Origin of the sequence: uncultured Pedobacter sp. (assembly GCF_913776295.1) — a bacterium.
GTDB lineage: Bacteria > Bacteroidota > Bacteroidia > Sphingobacteriales > Sphingobacteriaceae > Pedobacter.
In genome coordinates, this window is record NZ_CAJYOJ010000039.1 from 146445 (window position 1) to 168117 (window position 21673).

The following is a 21673-nucleotide window of genomic DNA, read 5'->3' on the forward strand; positions in this document are numbered from 1 at the left end:
CAAAGGGTTGCCAGATAAACTGGCAGCCCTTTTTTCACCCTTACGCGATGCTAAAAACCTATTCTACAAAAATTTCATTATCTGTTATCCTGGTTTCATTGTTGATTTTAGGTGCATGCTCTAAAGCCAAAACCCAGACCTACGATGCAGATCTCAGCATTAAAAAAAACCTAAGCGATGAGCAATTGCTTGATCTCGTTCAAAAACAAACCTTCCAGTATTTTTGGGATGGTGCAGAACCAACATCTGGTGCCGGTCGCGAACGTTATCATGTAGATAATGTATATCCGGAGAATGATAAAAGCACGGTTGCAACAGGCGCTACCGGATTTGGCTTAATGGCCATTTTAAGCGGGATTGACAGGAATTATGTCACTAAAAAAGAGGGTTTGGAAAGGTTAAATAAAATATTGGATTTTCTATCCAAAGCCGACCGCTTTCATGGTGCTTGGCCGCACTGGATTTATGGCGAAACCGGTAAAGTACGTCCATTCGGACAAAAAGATAACGGCGGAGATCTGGTAGAAACATCATTTGTTGCACAGGCGTTAATCTGCATTAAAGAATATTATAAAAACGGAACAGATGCAGAAAAAGCTTTAGCTAACAAAGCTGACGAACTTTGGAAAGGCATTGATTTTAACTGGTACCGCAATGGTGGCCAAAATGTATTATACTGGCATTGGTCGCCGGAATACCAGTGGGAAATGAATTTTCCGGTAAAAGGCTATAACGAATGTTTAATTATGTACGTGATGGCAGCCTCATCTCCTATCCATGGTGTGCCTGCCGAAGTTTATCATGAAGGCTGGGCAAGAAATGGATCAATCAAGGCTAATTTTGATCTGTATGGACATCACATTCCCTTAGATTATCAGGGTGCAAAAAATTCTGTGGGTCCATTATTCTGGGCACACTATTCATATCTGGGTTTAAATCCAAAGGGACTAAAAGACCGCTATGCCGATTATTGGCAAAATAATGTTAATCAAACTTTGGCCATACATGACTACTGTGTGGCTAATCCAAAAAAATTTAAAGGGTATGGCGAAAATAGCTGGGGTTTAACGGCCAGTTACTCTGTAAAAGGTTATGCCGCTCACAGTATTCAGGAAGATTTTGGTGTAATTTCTCCAACTGCCGCTATATCTTCCATCCCCTACACCCCGAAAGAATCGATGAAAGTAATCAGGCATCTTTATGAAGATCTGGGCGATAAAGTTTGGGGTAAATACGGTTTTTATGATGCTTTTTCTGAAACCGACAACTGGTACCCAAAAAGGTATCTGGGTATTGATCAGGGGCCAATGGTCGTCATGATCGAAAATTACCGATCAGGCTTACTCTGGAAGTTATTTATGGGAAATAAGGACGTACAGAATGGCTTAAATAAGCTGGATTTCCAGTTTCAACCTTAATATTAAATTGTATATAAATGTTTAGCCACCATATATTTTAAATTAAATCTACAGAACCATGAAAAAAGTAATTTTAATATTAACAGCAGTGATAGGATGTGTAATCCTTAATTCGGGCTTCACTAATGTAACCGGAGCTAAACATAAAACCATAAAATCAAAATTCGCCACGGTAAATGTAACCGCAACAAACTCCACTACAGATGGTGTATATGTAAGGTTAGAAAATAATACCAGCGGAGGGTTTTACTCATTCTTTATTCAACCAAATTCTCCAAGTGGAACGGTTATCGGCCAGATACCAGAAAACGGAGATGTTTATACCGTTACGCTAACGTCGACAGGAGGCGCGCATGATATGTGGGTGTACTGGGAGCATAAATCGCATGTTACCGGTTTAACAGTTAGCGGTATGTCGATAGGCTGCTCAAGTTGCGCCAAAATAAATATTTTTAACTAGTTACCTAATGAATAATGGCTAAACATTTATTCAAAATATTTGTAATATCAACCCTGCTCTGCAATACTTATATCCTGCATGCACAGCAAAAAACCTATTGTAACCCCATCAATGTAGATTATGGTTATACCCCTTTCGAGTCTTTTACAGAATGGGGCAAACACCGTGCTACGGCCGATCCGGTTATTGTAAACTATAAAGGCGATTTTTACCTGTTCAGCACCAACCAATGGGGATACTGGCATAGTGCAGATATGCTGAACTGGAAATTTCACGAAAGAAAATTTTTGCGCCCATGGAACAAAACCAAAGATGAACTCTGTGCACCCGGTGTGGGCATTGTTGGCGATACCATGGTGGTTTTTGGCAGTACTTATACCAAAAACTTTACCCTTTGGGGCAGTACAGATCCTAAAGGGAATAAATGGTTTCCTTTAGTTGATTCCTTGGAAATTGGTGGTTGGGATCCAGCCTTTTTTACCGACGATGATGGTAAATTTTATATGTACAACGGCAGCAGCAATAATTACCCGATGTATGGTGTAGAGCTCGACCGCAAAACTTTTCAACCCAAAGGCACCCGTACACCAATGTATTTACTGGAAAGCTGGCGCTATGGCTGGCAGCGTTTCGGCGAGTATATGGACAATACTTTTCTTGATCCCTTTGCCGAAGGTGCCTGGATGACCAAACATAATGGCAAATATTACTTCCAATATGGTGCTCCCGGAACAGAATTTAGTGGTTATTCGGATGGTGTAGTGGTTGGTACAAAACCGCTGTTTTATGATACGCCAACAATTCCGCAATCCGATCCTTTAAGTTATAAGGGCGGCGGATTTTCACGCGGGGCAGGTCATGGGGCAACTTTTCAGGATAACAATAAAAATTACTGGCACATTTCTACCAGCATTATCTGTGTAAAAAACACCTGGGAACGCCGCATGGGCATTTGGCCAACCGGTTTTGATCAGGACGATGTGATGTGGACCAATACCGCATTTGGCGATTATCCGCTCTATTTACCAGCCGAAAGAAAAGAAGGCGAACCTGCCGGTCCGGGCTGGATGCTCATCAACTATAAAAAACCGGTAACTGTATCCTCCACACTGGGCGGCTTTAATGCCAATAATGCGGTTGACGAAAATATCAAAACCTATTGGAGTGCAAAAACAGCAAATAACGGCGAATGGATCCAGACTGATTTGGGCAGTCTTGCAACCGTTAACGCCATACAGATCAACTATGCAGATCAGGATGCCGAATTTTTAGGCAAACAAACCGGAATTTATCATCAATATAAAATCCTCTCATCAGTTGACGGCAAAAAATGGACGACTTTGATTGATAAAAGCCAGAACAAAACAGATGTACCGCATGATTATATCGAATTGCCAAAACCGGTTAAAACCAAGTTTATCAAAATGGTCAACATCCACATGCCTACCGGAAAATTTGCCATCAGTGGCTTACGCGTTTTCGGAAATGGAAACGGTGAAAAACCCGCTCAGGTAAAAAATCTGATCGTTTTAAGGACAGAAAAAGATAAACGTAGTGCTTATATCAAATGGGAACCTGTTGATAATGCCTTTGCCTATAATCTCTATTATGGCACAGCACCAGATAAACTGTACAACTGCATCATGATCCACGATTTTAATGAATACTGGTTTAAGGCAATGGACAGTCAAAAAGCATATTATTTTGCGATGGAGGCGATTAATGAGAACGGCGTATCAGTAAAAACTGAAATAAAGAAAGTTGATTAATACTCATTCATGTCTTTTCTACAGATTAAGAAATGACAGATCGCTGTTAACAGCTGATTCCAAATACGACAAAGTCGTAAAGCTATTTAAGCACTCGTTGGAAACGAGCGCAAGCGAGTAAAGATATGAAGCTCACGCTCGTTTATAACGAGTGTGGAAATAACAAATCGTTTTTAACGATTAAAAGTAAAACGATAAAATCGTTAAACTATTCAGACACTCCTTGGAAACGAGTGTCTGCAGGAACTTGATAAATAAAGAATAAAACACATATATAATGAAGAAAGCGAATATCCTGGTTGTTTTTTTAACACTCTTTGTACTGAACGGATCAGCACAAAACAAAAAACCTGTTTCGGCAGAAGAAGCAAAGATGAACACTTTCATCAGCAGCCTGATGGCGAAAATGACAGTCGATGAAAAAATTGGACAGCTGAATCTGCCAAGTTCAGGTGATATCACCACCGGACAGGCCAACAGCAGCGACATTTCAAAAAAAATTAAAGCGGGACAAGTTGGTGGTTTATTCAACATTAAAGGTGTAGATAAGATTAAAGCGGTACAAAAAATAGCGGTCGAAAACAGTCGTATGAAAATTCCGTTGCTTTTCGGAATGGACGTCATCCACGGGTACAATACCGTTTTCCCTATTCCATTAGGCGTAAGCTGTATCTGGGATATGGCAACGGTACAAAAATCGGCCCGTATAGCTGCTATAGAGGCCAGTGCAAGCGGAATTAACTGGACCTTTTCCCCCATGGTTGATATTTCCAGGGATCCACGCTGGGGCCGTATCTCAGAAGGCAGCGGAGAGGATCCTTATTTAGGCTCGCAAATTGCTGCGGCGATGGTAAAAGGCTATCAGGGTAAACTACAGGCTAATAACGAGATTTTAGCCTGTGTAAAACATTATGCGCTTTATGGTGCAGCTGAAGCAGGCCGAGACTATAACACCACGGATATGAGCAAAGTGCGGATGTATAACGAGTATTTCCCACCTTATAAAGCGGCCGTTGATGCAGGTGCAGCCAGCATTATGGCTTCCTTTAACGAAGTGGATGGCATTCCTGCTACAGGAAGTAAATGGCTCATGACAGATGTTTTAAGGAAACAATGGGGATTTAAGGGTTTTGTGGTTACCGATTACACCGGAATTCCTGAAATGATTGCACATGGCATGGGTGATTTACAAACTGTTTCTGCGCTGGCTTTAAATGCCGGCATTGATATGGACATGGTAGGCGAAGGCTTTTTAGGTACTTTAAAAAAATCATTGGCAGAGAAAAAAGTTAGTATCGCACAGATAGACAGGGCTTGCCGCTTAGTGCTTCAGGCCAAATACAAGTTGGGATTATTTACAGATCCCTATAAATTTTGCAATACAGAAAGAGCAGAAAAAGAGGTATTTAGCCCGGCTAACCGTCAGGTGGCACGCGAAGTTGCAACAGAAAGTTTTGTCCTGTTGAAAAACAACAATAACCTGCTTCCCTTAAAAAAATCAGGAACCATTGGTTTAATTGGTCCTTTGGCAGATAATACCGCTAATATGTATGGTACCTGGAGTGTTGCTGCACTTTTTGACAAGTCGGTAACGGTACTTCAGGGTTTAAAAAATGCGCTGGGCGATCAAGCAAAGATATTAACCGCACGCGGAGCAAACTTCTTGGCCGATTCTGCTATGGAACATCGTTATGTCAATGTGCATAATCCAACATATAAACGTGATCCGAGAACGGAAGCGGAAATGATTAAAGAAGCTTTGGAAGTGGCCAAAAAATCTGATGTTATTGTGGCTACCGTTGGCGAAGGTTCTGAATTTACAGGCGAAAGCAGTAGTGTAACTGATATCCAGATCCCTGAAACACAGAAAAACCTCTTAAAAGCTTTGGCTAAAACGGGTAAACCTTTGGTATTGGTGCTGTTTACGGGGCGTCCGTTGGCATTGAACTGGGAACAGCAAAATATCCCGGCCATTTTAAATGTTTGGTTCCCAGGAAGTGAGGCCGGAAATGCAATTGCCGATGTACTTTTTGGCGATGTTAATCCATCCGGTAAACTGAGCGTAACTTTCCCTCAAAATGTGGGTCAGGTGCCACTATATTATGCACATAAAAACACCGGACGCCCCCTCGCTGAAGGTAAATGGTTCGAAAAATTCCGTTCCAACTATCTGGATGTAAGCAACGATCCATTGTATCCCTTTGGCTTTGGTTTAAGCTATACCTCATTTAATTATAGTGATGTTAAACTGAGTGCAAATACGTTGAGCAAAGGAAAATCAATCACAGCATCGGTTACCTTAAGCAATACAGGTAACTATGAAGGCAAGGAAGTGGTGCAACTATACATCCAGGATTTAGTTGGGAGCATTACCCGCCCGGTTAAAGAGCTGAAAGGTTTTCAAAAAATTAATTTAAAGGCAGGAGAAAGCAAAACGGTTACTTTCACGATTGAGGAAAACGATCTTAAATTTTACAATTCGGACTTGAAATTCGTTGCAGAACCCGGCGATTTCAAGGTGTTTATCGGTACAAATTCACACGATGTAAAGGAAGCATCTTTTACATTGAAATAAAGACCTTTAGGTTTGGTTATCAACCCTGTGCTATTGTAAAGTAGCCAGGGTTTTCTATTTTTGTTCAATAAACCGTTGTAATTGACCAAAATATAGCGCACAATTAAAAATGACGGTTGCACTATTTTTAAAACCTATTAAACAGATGAAAAAGATTATTCTTACTATCTGCATTCTTTTTCCCGTACTCATTTTAAACGCTCAAGACTTAAAAAAATACGATAGGGGAAGCTTTATTAAAGGAAAGGATTCTATTTACTACAGGATTTTATTTCCGGAGAATTTTAATCCCGAGCAGAAATATCCGATCGTTTTCTTTTTGCATGGAAGTGGAGAAAGAGGTAATGATAACAACAGTCAGCTGGTACATGGTGGAAAATTGTTTTTAAAAAATGACTTCAGGAAAAATTTCCCAGCTATTGTAGTTTTTCCGCAATGTCCGCAAAATGATTATTGGGCCAATGTGAATATTGAGAAAGATAACAAAGGTGAAAGAAGGTTCAGCTTTGTAGAAGGAGGTAAATCTACCAAGATCATGCATGCTTTACAGGGAATGATCAAAGATTTCCTTAGAAAGCCATATGTAAACAGAGATCAGGTTTACGTAGGGGGCCTATCAATGGGCGCTATGGGTACTTACGAACTGTTGAGAAGAGAACGGCGTAAGTTTGCAGCAGCCATCGCTATCTGTGGTGGAGACAATACCAACAACATTAAAAAATATCAAAAAGTACCCCTTTGGATTTTTCATGGTGCTAAAGATGATATTATAGATCCGGTATTATCGATGGCCATTGCCGAACGGCTGAAAAGTGTTGGTGCCGAGGTAAAATTTACACTTTATCCCAACGCAAACCACAATAGCTGGGATAGTGCATTTGCCGAACCAGAGTTATTGCCCTGGTTATTTTCGCATAAGAAATAGCAGGTTAATCAATCCTCGCAGGTTTCTCGCTATCGTCACCCTGGTCCGATAGCTAGCTATCGGATTTATTTCAGGGTTTTTCTTCAATAGATGCTAGAACACCTGTCCTACCGGCCGGAAGTTCAGCAGAACCCACTAAATTTAAAAGAGATAATGCAAAATGATTTTCAGGTAATAGAATTGGAAAGCAGGGTTCAGTAGATGATCGGTTCCGATAGCCCTGCCATCCGCTTTACTCGCCCCAATTGAAAAAATTGGGGCTCCTGCCCGCTCCTGTCAGGTTTAACTAACCCGGGTTAACCTAAGTAACCTAGACCCGACAAAATGTAAAGCCCGGAGGCTGAGGAACGAGGCCGAGGACTTGAAATGATGGCGGGACTGCTGCAACCGAAATGCACAGGTTTTGCTCTTCAAAAAATAGAAATTATAAAAAAGCCTGAAGAAAAAATCTTCAGGCTCTTGTAAAATATCAATTCCTATTACTCTGCCATATTGTGATAAACGGCCTGTACATCATCATCCTCCTCCAGCTTGTCAATCAATTTTAATACATCAGCAGCCTGCTCTTCTGTAACCTCATGGTGAGATAAAGCGATACGCTCTAGTTTTGAACTTTTTAACTCAATACCTTTCTCTTCCAATGCTTTCTGCAAAGAACCAAAATTTTCGAATGCACCTTGCGCTACCACGATATCGTTTCCATCCTCATCGGCCTCTACATAAAGTTCTTCCAAACCGGCATCAATTAATTCGAATTCTAATTCTTCCAGGTCCAAACCTTCTACAGGTGCAAAACGGAAAATAGATTTGCGGTTAAAAACAAAATCCAGTGATCCGGTTTTTCCTAAGGTACCGTTCGTTTTGTTAAAATAACTACGCACGTTTGCAACCGTACGGTTAGTATTATCAGTAGCGGTTTCAATTAAAACGGCAACGCCGTGCGGGGCATAACCTTCGTATACAATTTCCTCGTAATTGGCCATCGACTTGTCAGAAGCACGTTTAATTGCAGCCTCTACCCGATCTTTTGGCATGTTTACCGCCTTCGCATTTTGAATTGCTGTACGTAAGCGGGAATTGGTTTCCGGGTGAGGCCCTGACTCCTTAACCGCCATTACAATATCTTTACCAATACGTGTAAACTGAACCGCCATTTTGGCCCAGCGCTTAAATTTTCTCTCTTTTCTAAATTCGAATGCTCTTCCCATTTTTTTAGTATTAAGATATGAGATGTGAGATGTGAGACCTTAAGCCTTCAACCTTCAAACCCTCTACCTTTATATTATTTTTTTAAATTATTTAACATATCAGTTGTCAGTTTCGATAAATCGAACGCTGGTTTCCATCCCCAGTCTTTTGTAGCATAGCTATCATCAATAGAGCGTGGCCAGCTGTTTGCAATCTGCTGACGGGGATCGTGATCGCTGTAAGTCAGGGTAAAATCCGGGATATGTTTTCTGATCTCTGCCGCCAAAACTTCAGGTGTAAAACTTACCCCTGCAAAATTATAGCTGCTGCGCACCGAAATCTGGTTTGCCGGGGCATCCATCAGCTCGATTGTTCCACGGATCGCATCATCCATGTACATCATAGGCAGTTCTGTTTCTGCATTTAAGAAACTCTGGTAGCTACCTTTTTTCAAGGCATCATGAAAAATGTGGATTGCGTAATCTGTTGTTCCGCCTCCTGGGGCAGCCTTCCAGCTGATTAAGCCCGGATAACGGATACTACGCACATCCAGTCCGTATTTCTGATTGTAATATTCGCACCAACGCTCACCGGCCAGTTTACTGATGCCATAAACGGTATTTGGATCCATGATACAATATTGCGAAGTCCGATCTTTTGGTGAATTTGGGCCAAATACAGCGATAGAACTTGGCCAGTACACTTTTGCAGTTTTATATTCCAAAGCTAAGTCCAGCACGTTCAATAAACCGTTCATATTTAAATCCCAGGCCAGCTTGGGGTTCTGCTCACCCGTAGCCGATAATAGTGCTGCCAGAAGGTAAACTTGTGTAGGCCTGTATTTATGAAAAATGCCATTGATCATTTCTTTATCAAGTACATTCACAAATTCAAACGGTGCAGAATTTTTGATATCATAATCCGGCCTGCGTATATCGCATGCAACAACATGATCATCACCATATATCTTACGTAACGTGGTTACCAATTCCGTCCCGATTTGCCCGTTAGAGCCTAAAACAACAATTTTTTCCTGCATATTTTTTTTGAGATTGAGCAAAGGTAAAAAAATGACCTAAAAGGCAATAAAATATTTTAAGAAGGCGTTAAATTCCTGATGGCAGGAGTGATTAATTATTAACCAGATGGCTAAACCGATAACTGTAAATTGCTAAACAAAACAACCAAACTGAAAGCTGATAAAATTTGATCAATTGTGAACTATAAATAGCCTGGTTCAAATCTATTTGGCCTGATATTTAACTGGAAAACCTTCATCTTTGAATTTATTGTTAAGAAACGCATCCACCTCTACTAAATGTATTTTTTACACCAAGTAAAATGAATATCAAAACAGGGTTTCTAATGCCGTTAAGCCAGAAAATAAATTCTATTTAGAACAATTCCACTCAGTAACAATCATATTGCATGCTGATAATTTAATTTAAAAAATTCATTCTTTATGCTATATTTTTTCTAATATTACTAATTCAACACATCAATAACCAAAATATAAAATCATAAATACGATGCACAGAAGAGAAGCACTCAAAAACGTTGCATTTTTGCTGGGTGGAGCAATCTCGGCAAGTACAATGGGCGTGTTATTTGAAAGTTTTACGCTCCCCGAAAATGAAAAAAACTTTGTGAGCTATTCATTGGAAGATGAAAAGATTTTTGCCGAATTTGCTGATATCATTGTCCCGACAACCAAGTCATCTGCAGGTGCCAAAGCAGCAGGTTTAGGTAAATTTATCCCGATGATGATGAAAGATTGTTATCCTGCCACCATGCAAACTTCTTTTGCACAGGGCTTTAAAGATCTCCAGGCAAAATCGATGAAAGATTTCGGAAAAAGTTATATCACGTTAACACCAGCCGACCGCAAAAAACTAATGATCGATTTGAGGGCTATTGCATTGGCTCAAAAAGATGGCAAATCAGAAGAAAATAAAGATTTGGCTTACTTTTTTGTCACAGCAAGAGATTTGACCTTACTCGGTTACTATTCTTCAGAAATTGGTTGCACCAAAGCAAGGGAATATGTTCTTATTCCAGGCCGCTATGATGGCAATGCGCCATTGAAACCTGGCCAAAGATCTTGGGCTACCTAATTTCCAACAACAACTACAAAACATCATGAATTTAAATACAAATTTAAAAGCAGAAAATACTTACGATGCTATCGTGATAGGATCGGGTATTAGTGGCGGCTGGGCTGCAAAAGAACTTACCGAAAAGGGCTTACGTGTACTCATGCTCGAAAGAGGTATGAACATTGAGCACATTACCGGGTATGAAAATGCCATGAAAAATCCTTGGGATTTTAAACATGCAGGAAGACTCACCGAAGAGCAAAAGCGTACTCACCCGGTACAAAAAAGAGATTATCCGTATCAGGAAGCAAACGAAAAATGGTGGGTAAACGATTTGGAATGCCCCTATACCGAAGATAAACGTTTCGATTGGTACCGTGGTTTCCACGTGGGTGGTAAATCATTGATGTGGGGCCGTCAGAGTTACCGTTTAAGCGATCATAACTTTGAGGATAATGCGAAAGATGGTCATGGAAGCGACTGGCCGATCCGTTATGCTGAACTTTCGCCCTGGTATGATTATGCCGAGCGTTTTGCCGGCATCAGCGGCTCTAAAGAGAATTGGCCAACTTGCCCGGACGGCGACTTTTTACCTCCAATGGATTTAAACATTGTCGAAAAATCGGTAAAAGCCCGTGTTGAGGAACATTATAAAAGAGAACGCATCATCATGATCGGCCGCGTGGCCAATCTTACCGTTCCCCATAAAGGCCGTGGCAACTGTCAATACAGAAACCTATGTAGCCGTGGTTGTCCGTTTGGTGCTTATTTTAGTACACAGTCTTCTACCCTTCCAGCGGCAATGGCAACCAAACGTTTAACGTTAAGACCATATTCTATCGTAAATCATATTATTTATGATAAAGACACCAAGAAAGCGAAAGGTGTAATGGTAATTGATGCACAGACCAACAAAACGATGGAGTTCTATGCGAAAATTATTTTTGTAAACGGTTCTACATTAGGCTCTACATTCATTTTATTGAATTCTACATCAGAAGCACATCCAAACGGACTGGGCAATGGCAGCGGTCAGTTAGGGCATAATTTAATGGATCATCATTTCCGTTGCGGTGCATCCGGAGAGGCTGAAGGCTTTGATGATAAATATACCTATGGCCGCCGTGCAAATGGAATTTATGTACCAAGGTATCAAAATATCGGTAACGATAAACGTGATTATTTACGTGGTTTCGGTTATCAGGGTGGCGCAAGCAGAAGCAACTGGCAAAATGATGTAGCTGAGTTATCATTCGGTGCAGATCTGAAACAGAAAATGACCACTCCGGGAAAATGGACCATGGGGTTGGGCGGTTTCGGAGAAATGTTACCTTATTATGAGAACAAGGTATACATTGATAAAACCAAAAAGGACAAGTGGGGACAGCCTGTATTGGCCATTGATTGCGAATACAAAGAAAACGAGAAAAAAATGCGTGTGGATATGATGAACGATGCTGCCGAAATGTTAGAAAAAGCAGGCATGAAAAATATCAAAACATACGATAATGGCTGTTATCCTGGTATGGCGATCCACGAAATGGGTACCGCCAGAATGGGTAACGATCCTAAAACCTCGGTGCTGAACAAATGGAACCAGATGCATGAAGTAAATAATGTTTTCGTAACCGATGGATCATGCATGCCGTCAATTGCTTGTCAAAACCCTTCATTAACATTTATGGCGCTTACTGCACGCGCCGCTGATTATGCAGTAAAAGAATTAAAGAAAAAGAATATCTAGAAAGGGTTTAAGGTAGAAGGTTTAAGGTGTAAGGTTAAAAACCCTATGCCCTAAACCTTTAGCCCTATATCCCATACTCAAACATGAAAAGAAAATTAAGAATGGGCATGATAGGCGGTGGAAAAGACGCCTTTATCGGTGCCGTACATCGTTTGGCCGCTAACATGGATGGCCTGATCGAATTATCTGCCGGAGCGTTAAGTGTAAATCCTGAAGTTGGATACGAATCCGGAAAAATGCTTTTTCTTCCTGATAACAGAATCTACAACAATTATGAAGAAATGCTGACCAAAGAAAGTGAGTTGCCAGCAGAAGAGAAGATTGATTTTGTAACCATCGTTACCCCAAACTTCGCCCACTTTGCCCCTGCAATGATGGCGTTGGATAAAGGGTTTAACGTTGTGATTGAAAAACCGATGACCTTAACTTTGGAAGAAGCAAAACAGCTTCACGCTAAAGTAGAAGAAACCGGATTAACGCTTTGTTTAACGCATACTTACTCGGGATATCCGATGGTAAAACAAGCTAAACAGATGGTAAACGAAGGCAAATTGGGTAATATCCGTAAAATTGTAGTAGAATATCCGCAAGGCTGGTTAAGCACACTTTCTGAACGCGAAGGAAATGCACAAGCGGCCTGGCGTACCGACCCCTCTAAAACCGGTAAAAGCGGTTGCATGGGCGATATCGGTACACATGCAGCACACCTTGCTGAATATATTTCGGGGCTAAAAATCACTAAAATTTGTGCCGATTTAAATATTGTGGTACCAGGCAGAGCCATTGATGATGATGGTAACGTGCTCTTAAAATTCGATAATGGCGCCAATGGCGTATTGGTGGCCTCTCAAATTGCTGCCGGAGAAGAAAATGCGCTGAAAATCAGGGTTTACGGCGAAAAAGGCGGCCTAGAATGGCACCAGATGGAACCAAACACCATGATTGTAAGGTGGTTGGATGCACCAGCGCAGATTTACAGAACCGGTAACGGCTACATGGATAGTTTTGCAAAACACAATACCCGCACACCAGGCGGTCATCCTGAAGGTTATTTAGAGGCCTTTGCCAATATCTATAAAAACTTTGCACTTACCGTGAACGCTAAATTAAACAATGAAGAACCTACTGCAGAGATGCTCGATTTCCCTGGAACCTCAGATGGAATCCGAGGAATGGCATTTATTGAAAATGTAGTGGCTTCCGGCCAATCAAATCAAAAATGGTTCGACTATAAAATTTAATACCCAGGCATGACAACAATAAAAGGACCAGCTGTATTTTTAGCACAGTTTATCAGCGACGAAGCTCCATTTAATTCACTTGATAGCATTTGCAAATGGGCGGCAGATTTAGGGTTTAAAGGCATTCAGATGCCAACTCTTGACTCCCGCTTTATTGATCTTAAACAAGCGGCAGAAAGCAAAACTTACGCAGATGAGCTAAAAGGCAAAATTGCCACTTACGGTTTGGAAATTACCGAACTATCTACACACCTGCAAGGACAGTTGGTTGCCGTTCACCCTGCTTACGATGACCTTTTTGATGCTTTTGCACCAAAAGATGTACACAAAAACCCTAAAGCCAGAACGGAATGGGCGGTACAACAGATGAAATATGCAGCACAGGCATCGCAAAATCTGGGTTTAAATGCACATGCAACTTTTAGCGGCTCATTATTATGGCAATATTTCCATCCCTGGCCTCAACGTCCGGCTGGATTGGTTGAAGAAGGTTTTGCGGAACTGGCGAAACGCTGGACGCCCATCTTAAACGAATTTGACCGATGTGGAGTAGACGTTTGCTATGAAATACACCCTGGAGAAGATTTATTTGATGGCGAAACTTACGAGATGTTCCTTGAGGCAGTGAATAATCATCCTCGGGCATGCTTATTGTATGATCCATCTCACTTTGTGTTGCAACAATTGGATTACATTCAATACATCGATTTTTACCACGAACGCATCAAAGCTTTCCATGTAAAGGATGCAGAATTTAACCCTACGGGCAAACAAGGCACTTTTGGCGGATACCAGAGTTGGGCAAACCGCGCAGGGCGTTACCGCTCGCCTGGTGATGGGCAAGTTGATTTTAAAACGATTTTTAGTAAATTAGCCCAATATGATTTTAAAGGATGGGCCGTTATGGAATGGGAATGCTGTATTAAAAACCAGCAGGATGGTGCCCGAGAAGGTGCGGAATTTATCGAAAAACACATTATTAACGTAACGGATAAAGCATTTGATGATTTTGCGGCATCAGGTAGTGACAGCGCTTTCAATAAAAGAATACTAGGATTATCAGAATAACAACACAAACACAACATGAAAACCTGCATAAGCAACAATAATAGAACGTTAACGCTTATGCAAGCTCGAATGCAATTAAAAACAACACACACAACATGAAAAAAACATTTTTAGCTCTAGGCGCTGTAGTCATTTTTATGGCGTCTTTTTCAAAGGCTGATTTAGCGAAAGAGAAAGCTGTGCTTGCAACGGCGACAACAGCAAACCATGCCGCTTTTCAATCAAATCCAGGAGAAAAACTGATCAACAAGTCAGATTGTTTAGGCTGCCATAACAAAACCAACAAAATTATTGGCCCTGCATACGTAGACATCGCAAAAAAATATCCGGCAACCGAAAAAAATATCAATATGCTCGCCGATAAGATTATTAAAGGTGGAACAGGTGTTTGGGGTAATATGCCAATGACTGCACATGCTACACTTAAAAAAGACGATGCAAAATTAATGGTAAAGTATATTTTATCATTAAAGAAAAAATAATCGAATCCAGTTAGCAAATCGATTTACTACATATGAAAACAGAGCAAGAAAATAAAAACACGAGTAACCGCCGTGATTTTATTAAAACTTCAGCAATCGCTGCCGCTGCCTTTATGATTGTTCCGCGCCATGTTTTGGGCGGAACAGGCTATTTAGCACCGAGCGATCGCCTATTGGTTGCCGGCGTTGGGGTTGGCGGAAAAGGCCAAAGCGATTTGGATATGTTTTACAAAAGCGGAAAAGCAGATATCGCTTTTCTGTGTGATGTAGACGATCGTCGTGCAGCCAATAGCGTAAAAGCTTTTCCTAAGGCAAAATATTATAAAGATTGGCGCGAAATGTTAGATAAAGAACATAAAAACTTCGATGCTGTCTCTGTTTCTACTCCTGATCATAACCACGCTATCCAGGCTTTGGCCGCCATGCAGTTGGGCAAACATGTTTACGTTCAAAAGCCTCTAACACACGATATTTATGAAGCGCGGATACTAACCGCAGCGGCAAAAAAATATAAAGTGGTTACGCAAATGGGTAATCAAGGTGCATCAAACGATGGTCCGCGCCAAATGAAGGAATGGTACGAAGCCGGTTTAATCGGCGATGTGCATACGGTATATGCCTGGACCAACCGTCCGGTATGGCCTCAGGGCATTCCCTGGCCAAGCAAAAAAGCAGAAATCCCTAAAGAATTAGATTGGAATTTATGGTTGGGAACGGCTCCTGAAAAGGATTATGTGGATAAATTGGTTCCATTTAACTGGCGTGGCTGGTGGGATTACGGGACCGGTGCTTTAGGCGATATGGGTTGCCACTTAATTGAAGCCCCTTTTAGTGTATTAAATTTAAAATATGCCAAAGAAGTTCAGGCCAGTGTAGGTTCTGTTTACGTAGATGAATTTAAACGGGGTTATTTTCCTGAAAGTTGTCCGCCATCAAGCCATGTTACCTTAAAGTTCCCTAAAACAAATAAAACAAAAGGTGATGTGACTTTACACTGGATGGATGGCGGGATCCAGCCCGAACGTCCGGAAGAATTGGAAGCAAATGAAACTTTTGGTGATGGTGGTAACGGTACGTTATTCATCGGAACAAAAGGTAAAATGATGGCTGAAACTTATAGTGCAAATCCTAAATTATTGCCTTTGAATAAAAACAAGGACATTAAAGTTGCACCAAAATATGCACGCGTACCAGATGGAGCAAACGGACATTATAAACAGTGGGTTGAAGCTGCAATTGCCGGCTATGGCAAACAGGAAGTGAGTTCGCCTTTTGAAATTGCAGGTCCGTTAACAGAAGCTTTATTGATGGCCAATCTAGCCATCAGAAGTTTCGATGTACAAAAAACGGTAAATGGTAAAACTACTTACCCAGGACGGTATATGAAAATGCTTTGGGACAACGATAATATGAAAGTTACCAACTTTGATGAAGCCAACCAGTTTGTAAAACGCGAATATCGTAAAGGCTGGAACAATTTAACGCTTTAAATAAAAACACTTACAAACCTGACCTAAAACTTATCAGGTTTAAATTCAAAAAAATGAAAAAAATCTTTCTTTCTGCTTGCATCCTGCTAGCAGTTACGCAAATATCAAAAGCACAAAAAGGCTTTAAGCCACTTTTTGATGGTAAAACCACAACCGGTTGGCATACTTACAATAAAACTACTGTTGGTAGTGCCTGGCAGGTTCAGGATGGCACATTACACCTGGATTTGGCAAAAAAAGGTAAAGATGGTGGTGGCGATTTAGTTACCGATAAAGAGTATGGTGATTTCCACTTAAAATACGACTGGAAAGTGGCGCCAAAAGCCAATAGCGGCCTTATTTTTTATGTTCATGAAGAACCTAAATACCATGCTACTTATTCTACCGGTTTAGAAATGCAGGTGATCGATAATGATGGCCATCCTGATGGAAAAATCACTAAACACCGTGCCGGCGATCTTTACGATCTGGTAAAAAGTTCGTCAGAACCAGTTAAACCAGTTGGCGAATGGAACAAAGCAGAGATCATTAGCAAGAAAGGTAAATTAACCTTAATCTTAAATGGTGTTGAAGTAGTAAAAACAACGCTCTGGGATGACAACTGGAAAAAAATTGTTGCAGGCAGCAAATTTGCCACATGGGAAAACTGGGGAACCTTTAAAACCGGTAAAATTGCCTTACAGGATCATGGAGATGAAGTTTGGTACAAAAACATCTCTATTAAAGAACTATAAAAAGAGGTAAAAGGTGTAAGGTAGAAGGCTAAAGGCTATCTTTCGTCTGCTCTAACCATACATTCAAAACTTAAAATATAATGTGGCTGAAGGCGTCGGGTAAATGTTGAGGGTAATATCCTTCACTCTTAACCCTACGCCTTAAACCTTAAACCCAATAACCTTATTTAAACCAAATGAATAGCACTACTCGCTTTAAACTTTCTGCCATGATGTTCCTCGAATTTTTTATCTGGGGCGCATGGTTTGTTTCTTTAGGAACATACCTAGGAACAACTCTTAAAGCTTCCGGAGCAGAAACCGGAGCTGTATTTTCAACCCAATGTTGGGGAGCAATTATTGCCCCTTTTATTGTTGGCTTAATTGCTGACAGGTATTTTAATGCTGAAAAAATTCTCGCAATTATACATTTAATCGGAGCAGTTTTGTTATATCAAGCATACAAGGCCCCAGATGTTAGTGTTTTATATCCTTATATTTTAGGATATATGATCTTATACATGCCAACATTAGCGTTAGTCAATTCAGTATCATTTAATCAAATGCAAGATCCTGAAAAAGAATTTGGCAAAATCAGAGTTTGGGGAACTATAGGATGGATTATAGCTGGAGTTTCGATCAGCTACATTTTTTCATGGGATTCCGAAATAAGCATTCGAGCAGGTTTGTTAAGAAATACATTTTTAATGGCAAGCATAGCTTCTCTGATACTCGGGATCTTAAGCTTTACATTACCAAAAACACCCCCTAAAGTTGACAAAAGTGAGAAAATAAGAATCGGAGAACTTTTGGGATTTGACGCCTTAAAACTTTTAAAAGATAAAAATTTTGCTGTATTTTTCATTTCAGCAATGTTAATTTGTATACCACTAGCATTTTATTACCAAGTTGCCCACCCTTATCTTGAAAATTCGGGTATTTCAAACCCAACAGTAAAGATGACGATTGGTCAGATTTCAGAAGCCCTGTTTCTGCTCCTAATACCTGTATTCTTTTCTAAATACGGATTTAAAAAAACAATTTTGGTTGGAATGATAGCATGGTCAGTAAGATATCTATTATTTGCATTTGGAAATGGCAATGAGCTTAGCTTTATGCTTTATATTGGCATTGCGCTCCATGGTATCTGTTACGATTTCTTTTTCGTTTCCGGCCAGATTTATACCAACTCAAAAGCGGGAGAAAAATTTAAAAGTTCAGCTCAAGGCTTAATTACATTAGCAACATATGGAGTTGGTATGTTAATAGGGTTTCAAATTGCAGGATTGATTTCAGATTCTTATTTATTAGCTGATGGAACAAAAGATTATAAAATGATCTGGATTATACCAGCAGGTATTGCAGCTGCTGTTTTCTTATTATTCGCCATGCTGTTCAATGATAAAACTAAATCTGAAATAGAAGCTAAAGCAATTTAACATGGCCTCAAACGTAAATAGAAGAAATGCTTTAAAGAGCATCATAGCAGGAACTGCGGCTGTCGGTGTTTCTTCTGGCCTATCAGCACTAGCAATGGATAAACCAGAATCAGATCAGCCGTTAAGGCTAAAAGGAAATATCAACCATGCGGTATGCCGCTGGTGTTTTAGCAGCTTTGATGTAGAAGCACTCTGCCTCGAAGCAAAAAAAATCGGGATCAAAGGCATTGATCTGGTAGGTCCTGGAGATTGGCCGACCTTAAAAAAACATGGCTTAGAATCCACCATGTGCAACGGAGCAGAGATTAATCTGGTAGACGGTTTTAACGATGAAAAATTCCACGAAAAGTTAATTCAAAATTATACCAAAATGATTCCGCTTGTGGCCGAAGCCGGTTATAAAAATCTAATCTGCTTTAGTGGGAACCGTCGTGGTAAGGATGATGAAACCGGTTGGAATAATTGCGTTAAAGGGTTAAAACAGTTGATGCCATTGGCCGAAAAGCACAACGTGGTATTGGTAATGGAATTGCTTAACAGCAAAGTAAACCATAAAGATTACCAGTGCGACAGAACATCATGGGGTGCTGAACTTTGCAAACGTCTGGGATCAGAAAATTTCAAATTGTTATATGATATTTACCATATGCAGATTGATGAGGGCGATGTGATCAGTAACATCAGGCAATACCACCAATACATTGCGCATTACCACACCGCTGGTGTACCGGGCCGTAATGAAATAGACGATACACAGGAATTATATTACCCTGCCATTATGAAAGCCATTGCCGAAACCGGCTTTAAAGGTTACGTTGCACAAGAATTTATACCTAAACAAGCAGATAAAATAGCCTCATTGAAGAAGGCAGTAGCTATCTGCGATATTTAATCTACGTTATGATATCAAGAAGAAATTTTCTAATCAACAGTAGCGTGGCTGCAGCAGCGGCGCTGCTCGTTCCGTCATCTGTTTTCGCAGCCGATACTAAAAGAGTTGTTGGACTGCAATTGTACTCTTTAAGGGATGAATTGCCTAAAGATGTAAAAGGAACAATTGCAAAAATTGCTAAAGCAGGTTTTAAGGAAGTAGAAACCTATGGATTTTCTATAAAAGATCAGTTCTGGGGTTTAACACCCAGAGAATTTAAAGCGCTGTTGGATGCTAATGGTTTAAAAGCACCAAGTGGCCATTATGGCTTAGGCACTTATTTAAGCGATGGTAATACCACCGAACTGAAAGCGGCAATTGCAGCAGCAAAAGTATTGAAAAGCGAATATGTAACCATTCCCTGGTTAGATACTGGCCTTAGAAAAAACGCTGAAGATTATAAAAAAATTGCAACCAGAATAAATGAAGCAGGAAAAATGTGCAAGGCAGCCGGTATCCGTTTAGCTTACCATAACCATAATTTCGAATTTGATAAAGTTGGCAATACCACCGGTTACGAAATTTTGTTAAAAGGTACAGATAGAAAACTGGTTGATTTCGAACTTGATCTGTATTGGGTGGTACGTTCAGGAAACGATCCATTGAAGCTGTTTAAAGAAAATCCAGGCCGCTTTACCATGTGGCATGTTAAAGATATGGATAAAGCCAACCCGGCCTTAAATGCAGAAGTAGGCACTGGGTCTATAAATTTCAAACCTATTTTCGCCCAGGCGAAACTTTCGGGCATGAAACACTTCTTCGTGGAGCACGAAACCAACTACAAACCAAACCCGATGGAATCTGTTGCGGCAAGCTGTGCTTATATTAAGAAAGAAATTATTTAATTGAAGAGATGAATTCAAGAAGGACATTCCTAAAGCAGGCAGGACTAGCGGCCGGAGCAGCACTACTAATCCCCTCTTTTGCTTTTGATAGGGCAAGTAAAAATGTTGGATTACAACTCTATACCTTGCGCAATGAAATACCAAAAGACGTAAAAGGCGTTATCGAAAAAGTGGCGCAAGCCGGATACAAAGAAGTGGAAACCTATGGCTTTTCTAACGGAAAGTTCTGGGGCTTAACACCTAAAGAGTTCAAGGCTTTATTAAATGCCAACGGTTTAAAAGCGCCAAGTGGCCATTACGGAATGGATGAATTCTCTAAAACCGGAAAAACTGATAAGTTAAAAGCCGATATCGAATCTTCAGCAGCTATCGGCGGTAAATATTTTACCATTGCTGGCGCCCATGTTGATATGAGCAAAGGTATAGATGGCTTTAAGAAAACTGCCGATGATTTTAATAAAGTGGCCGAAATTGCCAGAGCATCGGGCTTAAAGTTTGCTTACCACAACCATGATTTCGAATTTAAGAAATTGGGCGACACCACCGGTTATGATGTTTATTTAAGCGAAACCGATAAAAACCTGGTCAACTTTGAGATGGATTTATACTGGGTGGTACGTTCAGGTAACGATCCATTGGCTTTATTTAAAAAATATCCTGGCCGTTTCCCAATGTGGCATGTAAAAGATATGGATAAAGCCAAACCCGAATGGAACACTGAGGTGGGTAAAGGATCAATTGATTTTAAAACCATTTTTGCCGAGGCAAAACTTTCGGGTATGCAGCATTTCTTTGTAGAGCACGAAACCAATTATCAGCCAGATCCGATGGGTTCGATCAAAACCAGCTGCGATTACATCAAAGCTAATTTAATTTAAGCTTATCCAAACCCCGCAGATTTTAAAAAATCTGTGGGTTTATAAAAAACGATTCTGGCTATAAACGGCATATTGCAAACTGATATGGGCGTTTCCCAATTCCGATGAAAAATCGGGAAAGGGTCGGGCTTTGCAGGGCTCCGCTTCGCTACGGTATCGATGAAAATATCGGTACTGAACCTTTCCAATCCCTAACGCAGAATCTTTCACTAAAAATCTCCTCAATTTTAGAAGGGAGATGACTTAGGTTAATTACCCCCCCGCCTGCAACGGGCACGTGATAGAATGGCAATACTTTTTAAATTGCGGGCTCCATAAATTTGCTACCTGTACCCGATGAAACAGACGCTTCGTACTTCAGCATAACAGTTGTTGTTTAAAACGATTATAGTGATAGCAGGACTGCCGTGA

At 40.5% G+C, this 21673-nt stretch carries 18 protein-coding genes; 16 read left to right on the forward strand and 2 right to left on the reverse strand.

The genetic code is table 11. The annotated features are described in order from the left end of the window. Nucleotides 1-47 precede the first annotated feature (47 nt). From QZ738_RS07380 to QZ738_RS07400, 5 genes are all read left to right on the forward strand, one after another. Entirely contained in the window at nucleotides 48-1418 is a 1371-nt protein-coding gene (locus tag QZ738_RS07380) for a glucoamylase family protein (RefSeq protein WP_293786125.1), read from the forward strand. 58 nt (nucleotides 1419-1476) lie between these two features. Next, complete coding sequence (locus tag QZ738_RS07385) at nucleotides 1477-1878, forward strand: hypothetical protein (RefSeq protein ID WP_293786127.1); 402 nt, start codon at nucleotides 1477-1479, stop codon at nucleotides 1876-1878. A 14-nt stretch (nucleotides 1879-1892) separates the two neighbouring features. Next, nucleotides 1893-3647 carry a discoidin domain-containing protein gene (locus QZ738_RS07390; RefSeq protein ID WP_293786129.1) on the forward strand — a complete coding sequence of 585 codons (1755 nt, stop codon included), beginning with the start codon at nucleotides 1893-1895 and terminating at the stop codon, nucleotides 3645-3647. Nucleotides 3648-3924: 277 nt separating this feature from the next. After that, nucleotides 3925-6222 carry a beta-glucosidase BglX gene (gene bglX / locus QZ738_RS07395; RefSeq protein WP_293786131.1) on the forward strand — a complete coding sequence of 766 codons (2298 nt, stop codon included), beginning with the start codon at nucleotides 3925-3927 and terminating at the stop codon, nucleotides 6220-6222. Between the two features lie 145 nt (nucleotides 6223-6367). Beyond that, nucleotides 6368-7147 (forward strand): prolyl oligopeptidase family serine peptidase, encoded by a 780-nt coding sequence (locus QZ738_RS07400; RefSeq protein WP_293786133.1) that lies wholly within the window; start codon nucleotides 6368-6370, stop codon nucleotides 7145-7147. 479 nt (nucleotides 7148-7626) lie between these two features. On the opposite strand, the gene QZ738_RS07405 is transcribed toward QZ738_RS07400, so the two are convergent. Together QZ738_RS07405 and QZ738_RS07410 are read right to left on the reverse strand one after the other, a co-directional pair. After that, entirely contained in the window at nucleotides 7627-8355 is a 729-nt protein-coding gene (locus QZ738_RS07405) for a YebC/PmpR family DNA-binding transcriptional regulator (RefSeq protein ID WP_293786135.1), read from the reverse strand. A 74-nt stretch (nucleotides 8356-8429) separates the two neighbouring features. Beyond that, complete coding sequence (locus QZ738_RS07410) at nucleotides 8430-9374, reverse strand: NAD-dependent epimerase/dehydratase family protein (protein ID WP_293786137.1); 945 nt, start codon at nucleotides 9372-9374, stop codon at nucleotides 8430-8432. Between the two features lie 490 nt (nucleotides 9375-9864). On the opposite strand from QZ738_RS07410, the gene QZ738_RS07415 reads away from it, so the two are divergent. From QZ738_RS07415 to QZ738_RS07465, 11 genes are all read left to right on the forward strand, one after another. Then, nucleotides 9865-10449: a gluconate 2-dehydrogenase subunit 3 family protein gene (locus QZ738_RS07415; RefSeq protein ID WP_293786139.1), complete on the forward strand. Its 585-nt coding sequence runs from the start codon at nucleotides 9865-9867 to the stop codon at nucleotides 10447-10449. A 25-nt stretch (nucleotides 10450-10474) separates the two neighbouring features. Continuing rightward, a complete protein-coding gene (locus tag QZ738_RS07420) occupies nucleotides 10475-12175 on the forward strand; it encodes a GMC oxidoreductase (RefSeq protein WP_293786141.1) in 1701 nt (566 codons plus the stop codon). Between the two features lie 83 nt (nucleotides 12176-12258). Beyond that, nucleotides 12259-13416 carry a Gfo/Idh/MocA family oxidoreductase gene (locus QZ738_RS07425; RefSeq protein WP_293786143.1) on the forward strand — a complete coding sequence of 386 codons (1158 nt, stop codon included), beginning with the start codon at nucleotides 12259-12261 and terminating at the stop codon, nucleotides 13414-13416. A gap of 9 nt (nucleotides 13417-13425) precedes the next feature. After that, on the forward strand, nucleotides 13426-14484 hold the full coding sequence (locus QZ738_RS07430; protein WP_293786145.1) for a sugar phosphate isomerase/epimerase: 1059 nt from the start codon (nucleotides 13426-13428) through the stop codon (nucleotides 14482-14484). 95 nt (nucleotides 14485-14579) lie between these two features. After that, a complete protein-coding gene (locus QZ738_RS07435) occupies nucleotides 14580-14966 on the forward strand; it encodes a c-type cytochrome (protein ID WP_293786147.1) in 387 nt (128 codons plus the stop codon). Nucleotides 14967-14998: 32 nt separating this feature from the next. Continuing rightward, complete coding sequence (locus QZ738_RS07440; protein WP_293786149.1) at nucleotides 14999-16456, forward strand: Gfo/Idh/MocA family oxidoreductase; 1458 nt, start codon at nucleotides 14999-15001, stop codon at nucleotides 16454-16456. A gap of 53 nt (nucleotides 16457-16509) precedes the next feature. Next, a complete protein-coding gene (locus QZ738_RS07445; RefSeq protein WP_293786151.1) occupies nucleotides 16510-17190 on the forward strand; it encodes a DUF1080 domain-containing protein in 681 nt (226 codons plus the stop codon). A gap of 176 nt (nucleotides 17191-17366) precedes the next feature. Continuing rightward, nucleotides 17367-18608 (forward strand): nucleoside permease, encoded by a 1242-nt coding sequence (locus QZ738_RS07450; protein WP_293786153.1) that lies wholly within the window; start codon nucleotides 17367-17369, stop codon nucleotides 18606-18608. A gap of 1 nt (nucleotide 18609) precedes the next feature. Continuing rightward, a complete protein-coding gene (locus tag QZ738_RS07455; protein WP_293786155.1) occupies nucleotides 18610-19500 on the forward strand; it encodes a TIM barrel protein in 891 nt (296 codons plus the stop codon). A gap of 8 nt (nucleotides 19501-19508) precedes the next feature. Further along, a complete protein-coding gene (locus QZ738_RS07460; RefSeq protein ID WP_293786157.1) occupies nucleotides 19509-20384 on the forward strand; it encodes a sugar phosphate isomerase/epimerase in 876 nt (291 codons plus the stop codon). A gap of 8 nt (nucleotides 20385-20392) precedes the next feature. After that, entirely contained in the window at nucleotides 20393-21262 is an 870-nt protein-coding gene (locus QZ738_RS07465; RefSeq protein ID WP_293786159.1) for a sugar phosphate isomerase/epimerase, read from the forward strand. Nucleotides 21263-21673 lie beyond the last annotated feature (411 nt).

Coding starts and splice junctions, on each gene's coding strand:
- QZ738_RS07380 (WP_293786125.1), top strand. CDS start 48: ATGCTAAAAACCTATTCTACAAAAATTTCATTATCTGTTATCCTGGTT.
- QZ738_RS07385 (WP_293786127.1), top strand. CDS start 1,477: ATGAAAAAAGTAATTTTAATATTAACAGCAGTGATAGGATGTGTAATC.
- QZ738_RS07390 (WP_293786129.1), top strand. CDS start 1,893: ATGGCTAAACATTTATTCAAAATATTTGTAATATCAACCCTGCTCTGC.
- bglX (WP_293786131.1), top strand. CDS start 3,925: ATGAAGAAAGCGAATATCCTGGTTGTTTTTTTAACACTCTTTGTACTG.
- QZ738_RS07400 (WP_293786133.1), top strand. CDS start 6,368: ATGAAAAAGATTATTCTTACTATCTGCATTCTTTTTCCCGTACTCATT.
- QZ738_RS07405 (WP_293786135.1), bottom strand. CDS start 8,355: ATGGGAAGAGCATTCGAATTTAGAAAAGAGAGAAAATTTAAGCGCTGG.
- QZ738_RS07410 (WP_293786137.1), bottom strand. CDS start 9,374: ATGCAGGAAAAAATTGTTGTTTTAGGCTCTAACGGGCAAATCGGGACG.
- QZ738_RS07415 (WP_293786139.1), top strand. CDS start 9,865: ATGCACAGAAGAGAAGCACTCAAAAACGTTGCATTTTTGCTGGGTGGA.
- QZ738_RS07420 (WP_293786141.1), top strand. CDS start 10,475: ATGAATTTAAATACAAATTTAAAAGCAGAAAATACTTACGATGCTATC.
- QZ738_RS07425 (WP_293786143.1), top strand. CDS start 12,259: ATGAAAAGAAAATTAAGAATGGGCATGATAGGCGGTGGAAAAGACGCC.
- QZ738_RS07430 (WP_293786145.1), top strand. CDS start 13,426: ATGACAACAATAAAAGGACCAGCTGTATTTTTAGCACAGTTTATCAGC.
- QZ738_RS07435 (WP_293786147.1), top strand. CDS start 14,580: ATGAAAAAAACATTTTTAGCTCTAGGCGCTGTAGTCATTTTTATGGCG.
- QZ738_RS07440 (WP_293786149.1), top strand. CDS start 14,999: ATGAAAACAGAGCAAGAAAATAAAAACACGAGTAACCGCCGTGATTTT.
- QZ738_RS07445 (WP_293786151.1), top strand. CDS start 16,510: ATGAAAAAAATCTTTCTTTCTGCTTGCATCCTGCTAGCAGTTACGCAA.
- QZ738_RS07450 (WP_293786153.1), top strand. CDS start 17,367: ATGAATAGCACTACTCGCTTTAAACTTTCTGCCATGATGTTCCTCGAA.
- QZ738_RS07455 (WP_293786155.1), top strand. CDS start 18,610: ATGGCCTCAAACGTAAATAGAAGAAATGCTTTAAAGAGCATCATAGCA.
- QZ738_RS07460 (WP_293786157.1), top strand. CDS start 19,509: ATGATATCAAGAAGAAATTTTCTAATCAACAGTAGCGTGGCTGCAGCA.
- QZ738_RS07465 (WP_293786159.1), top strand. CDS start 20,393: ATGAATTCAAGAAGGACATTCCTAAAGCAGGCAGGACTAGCGGCCGGA.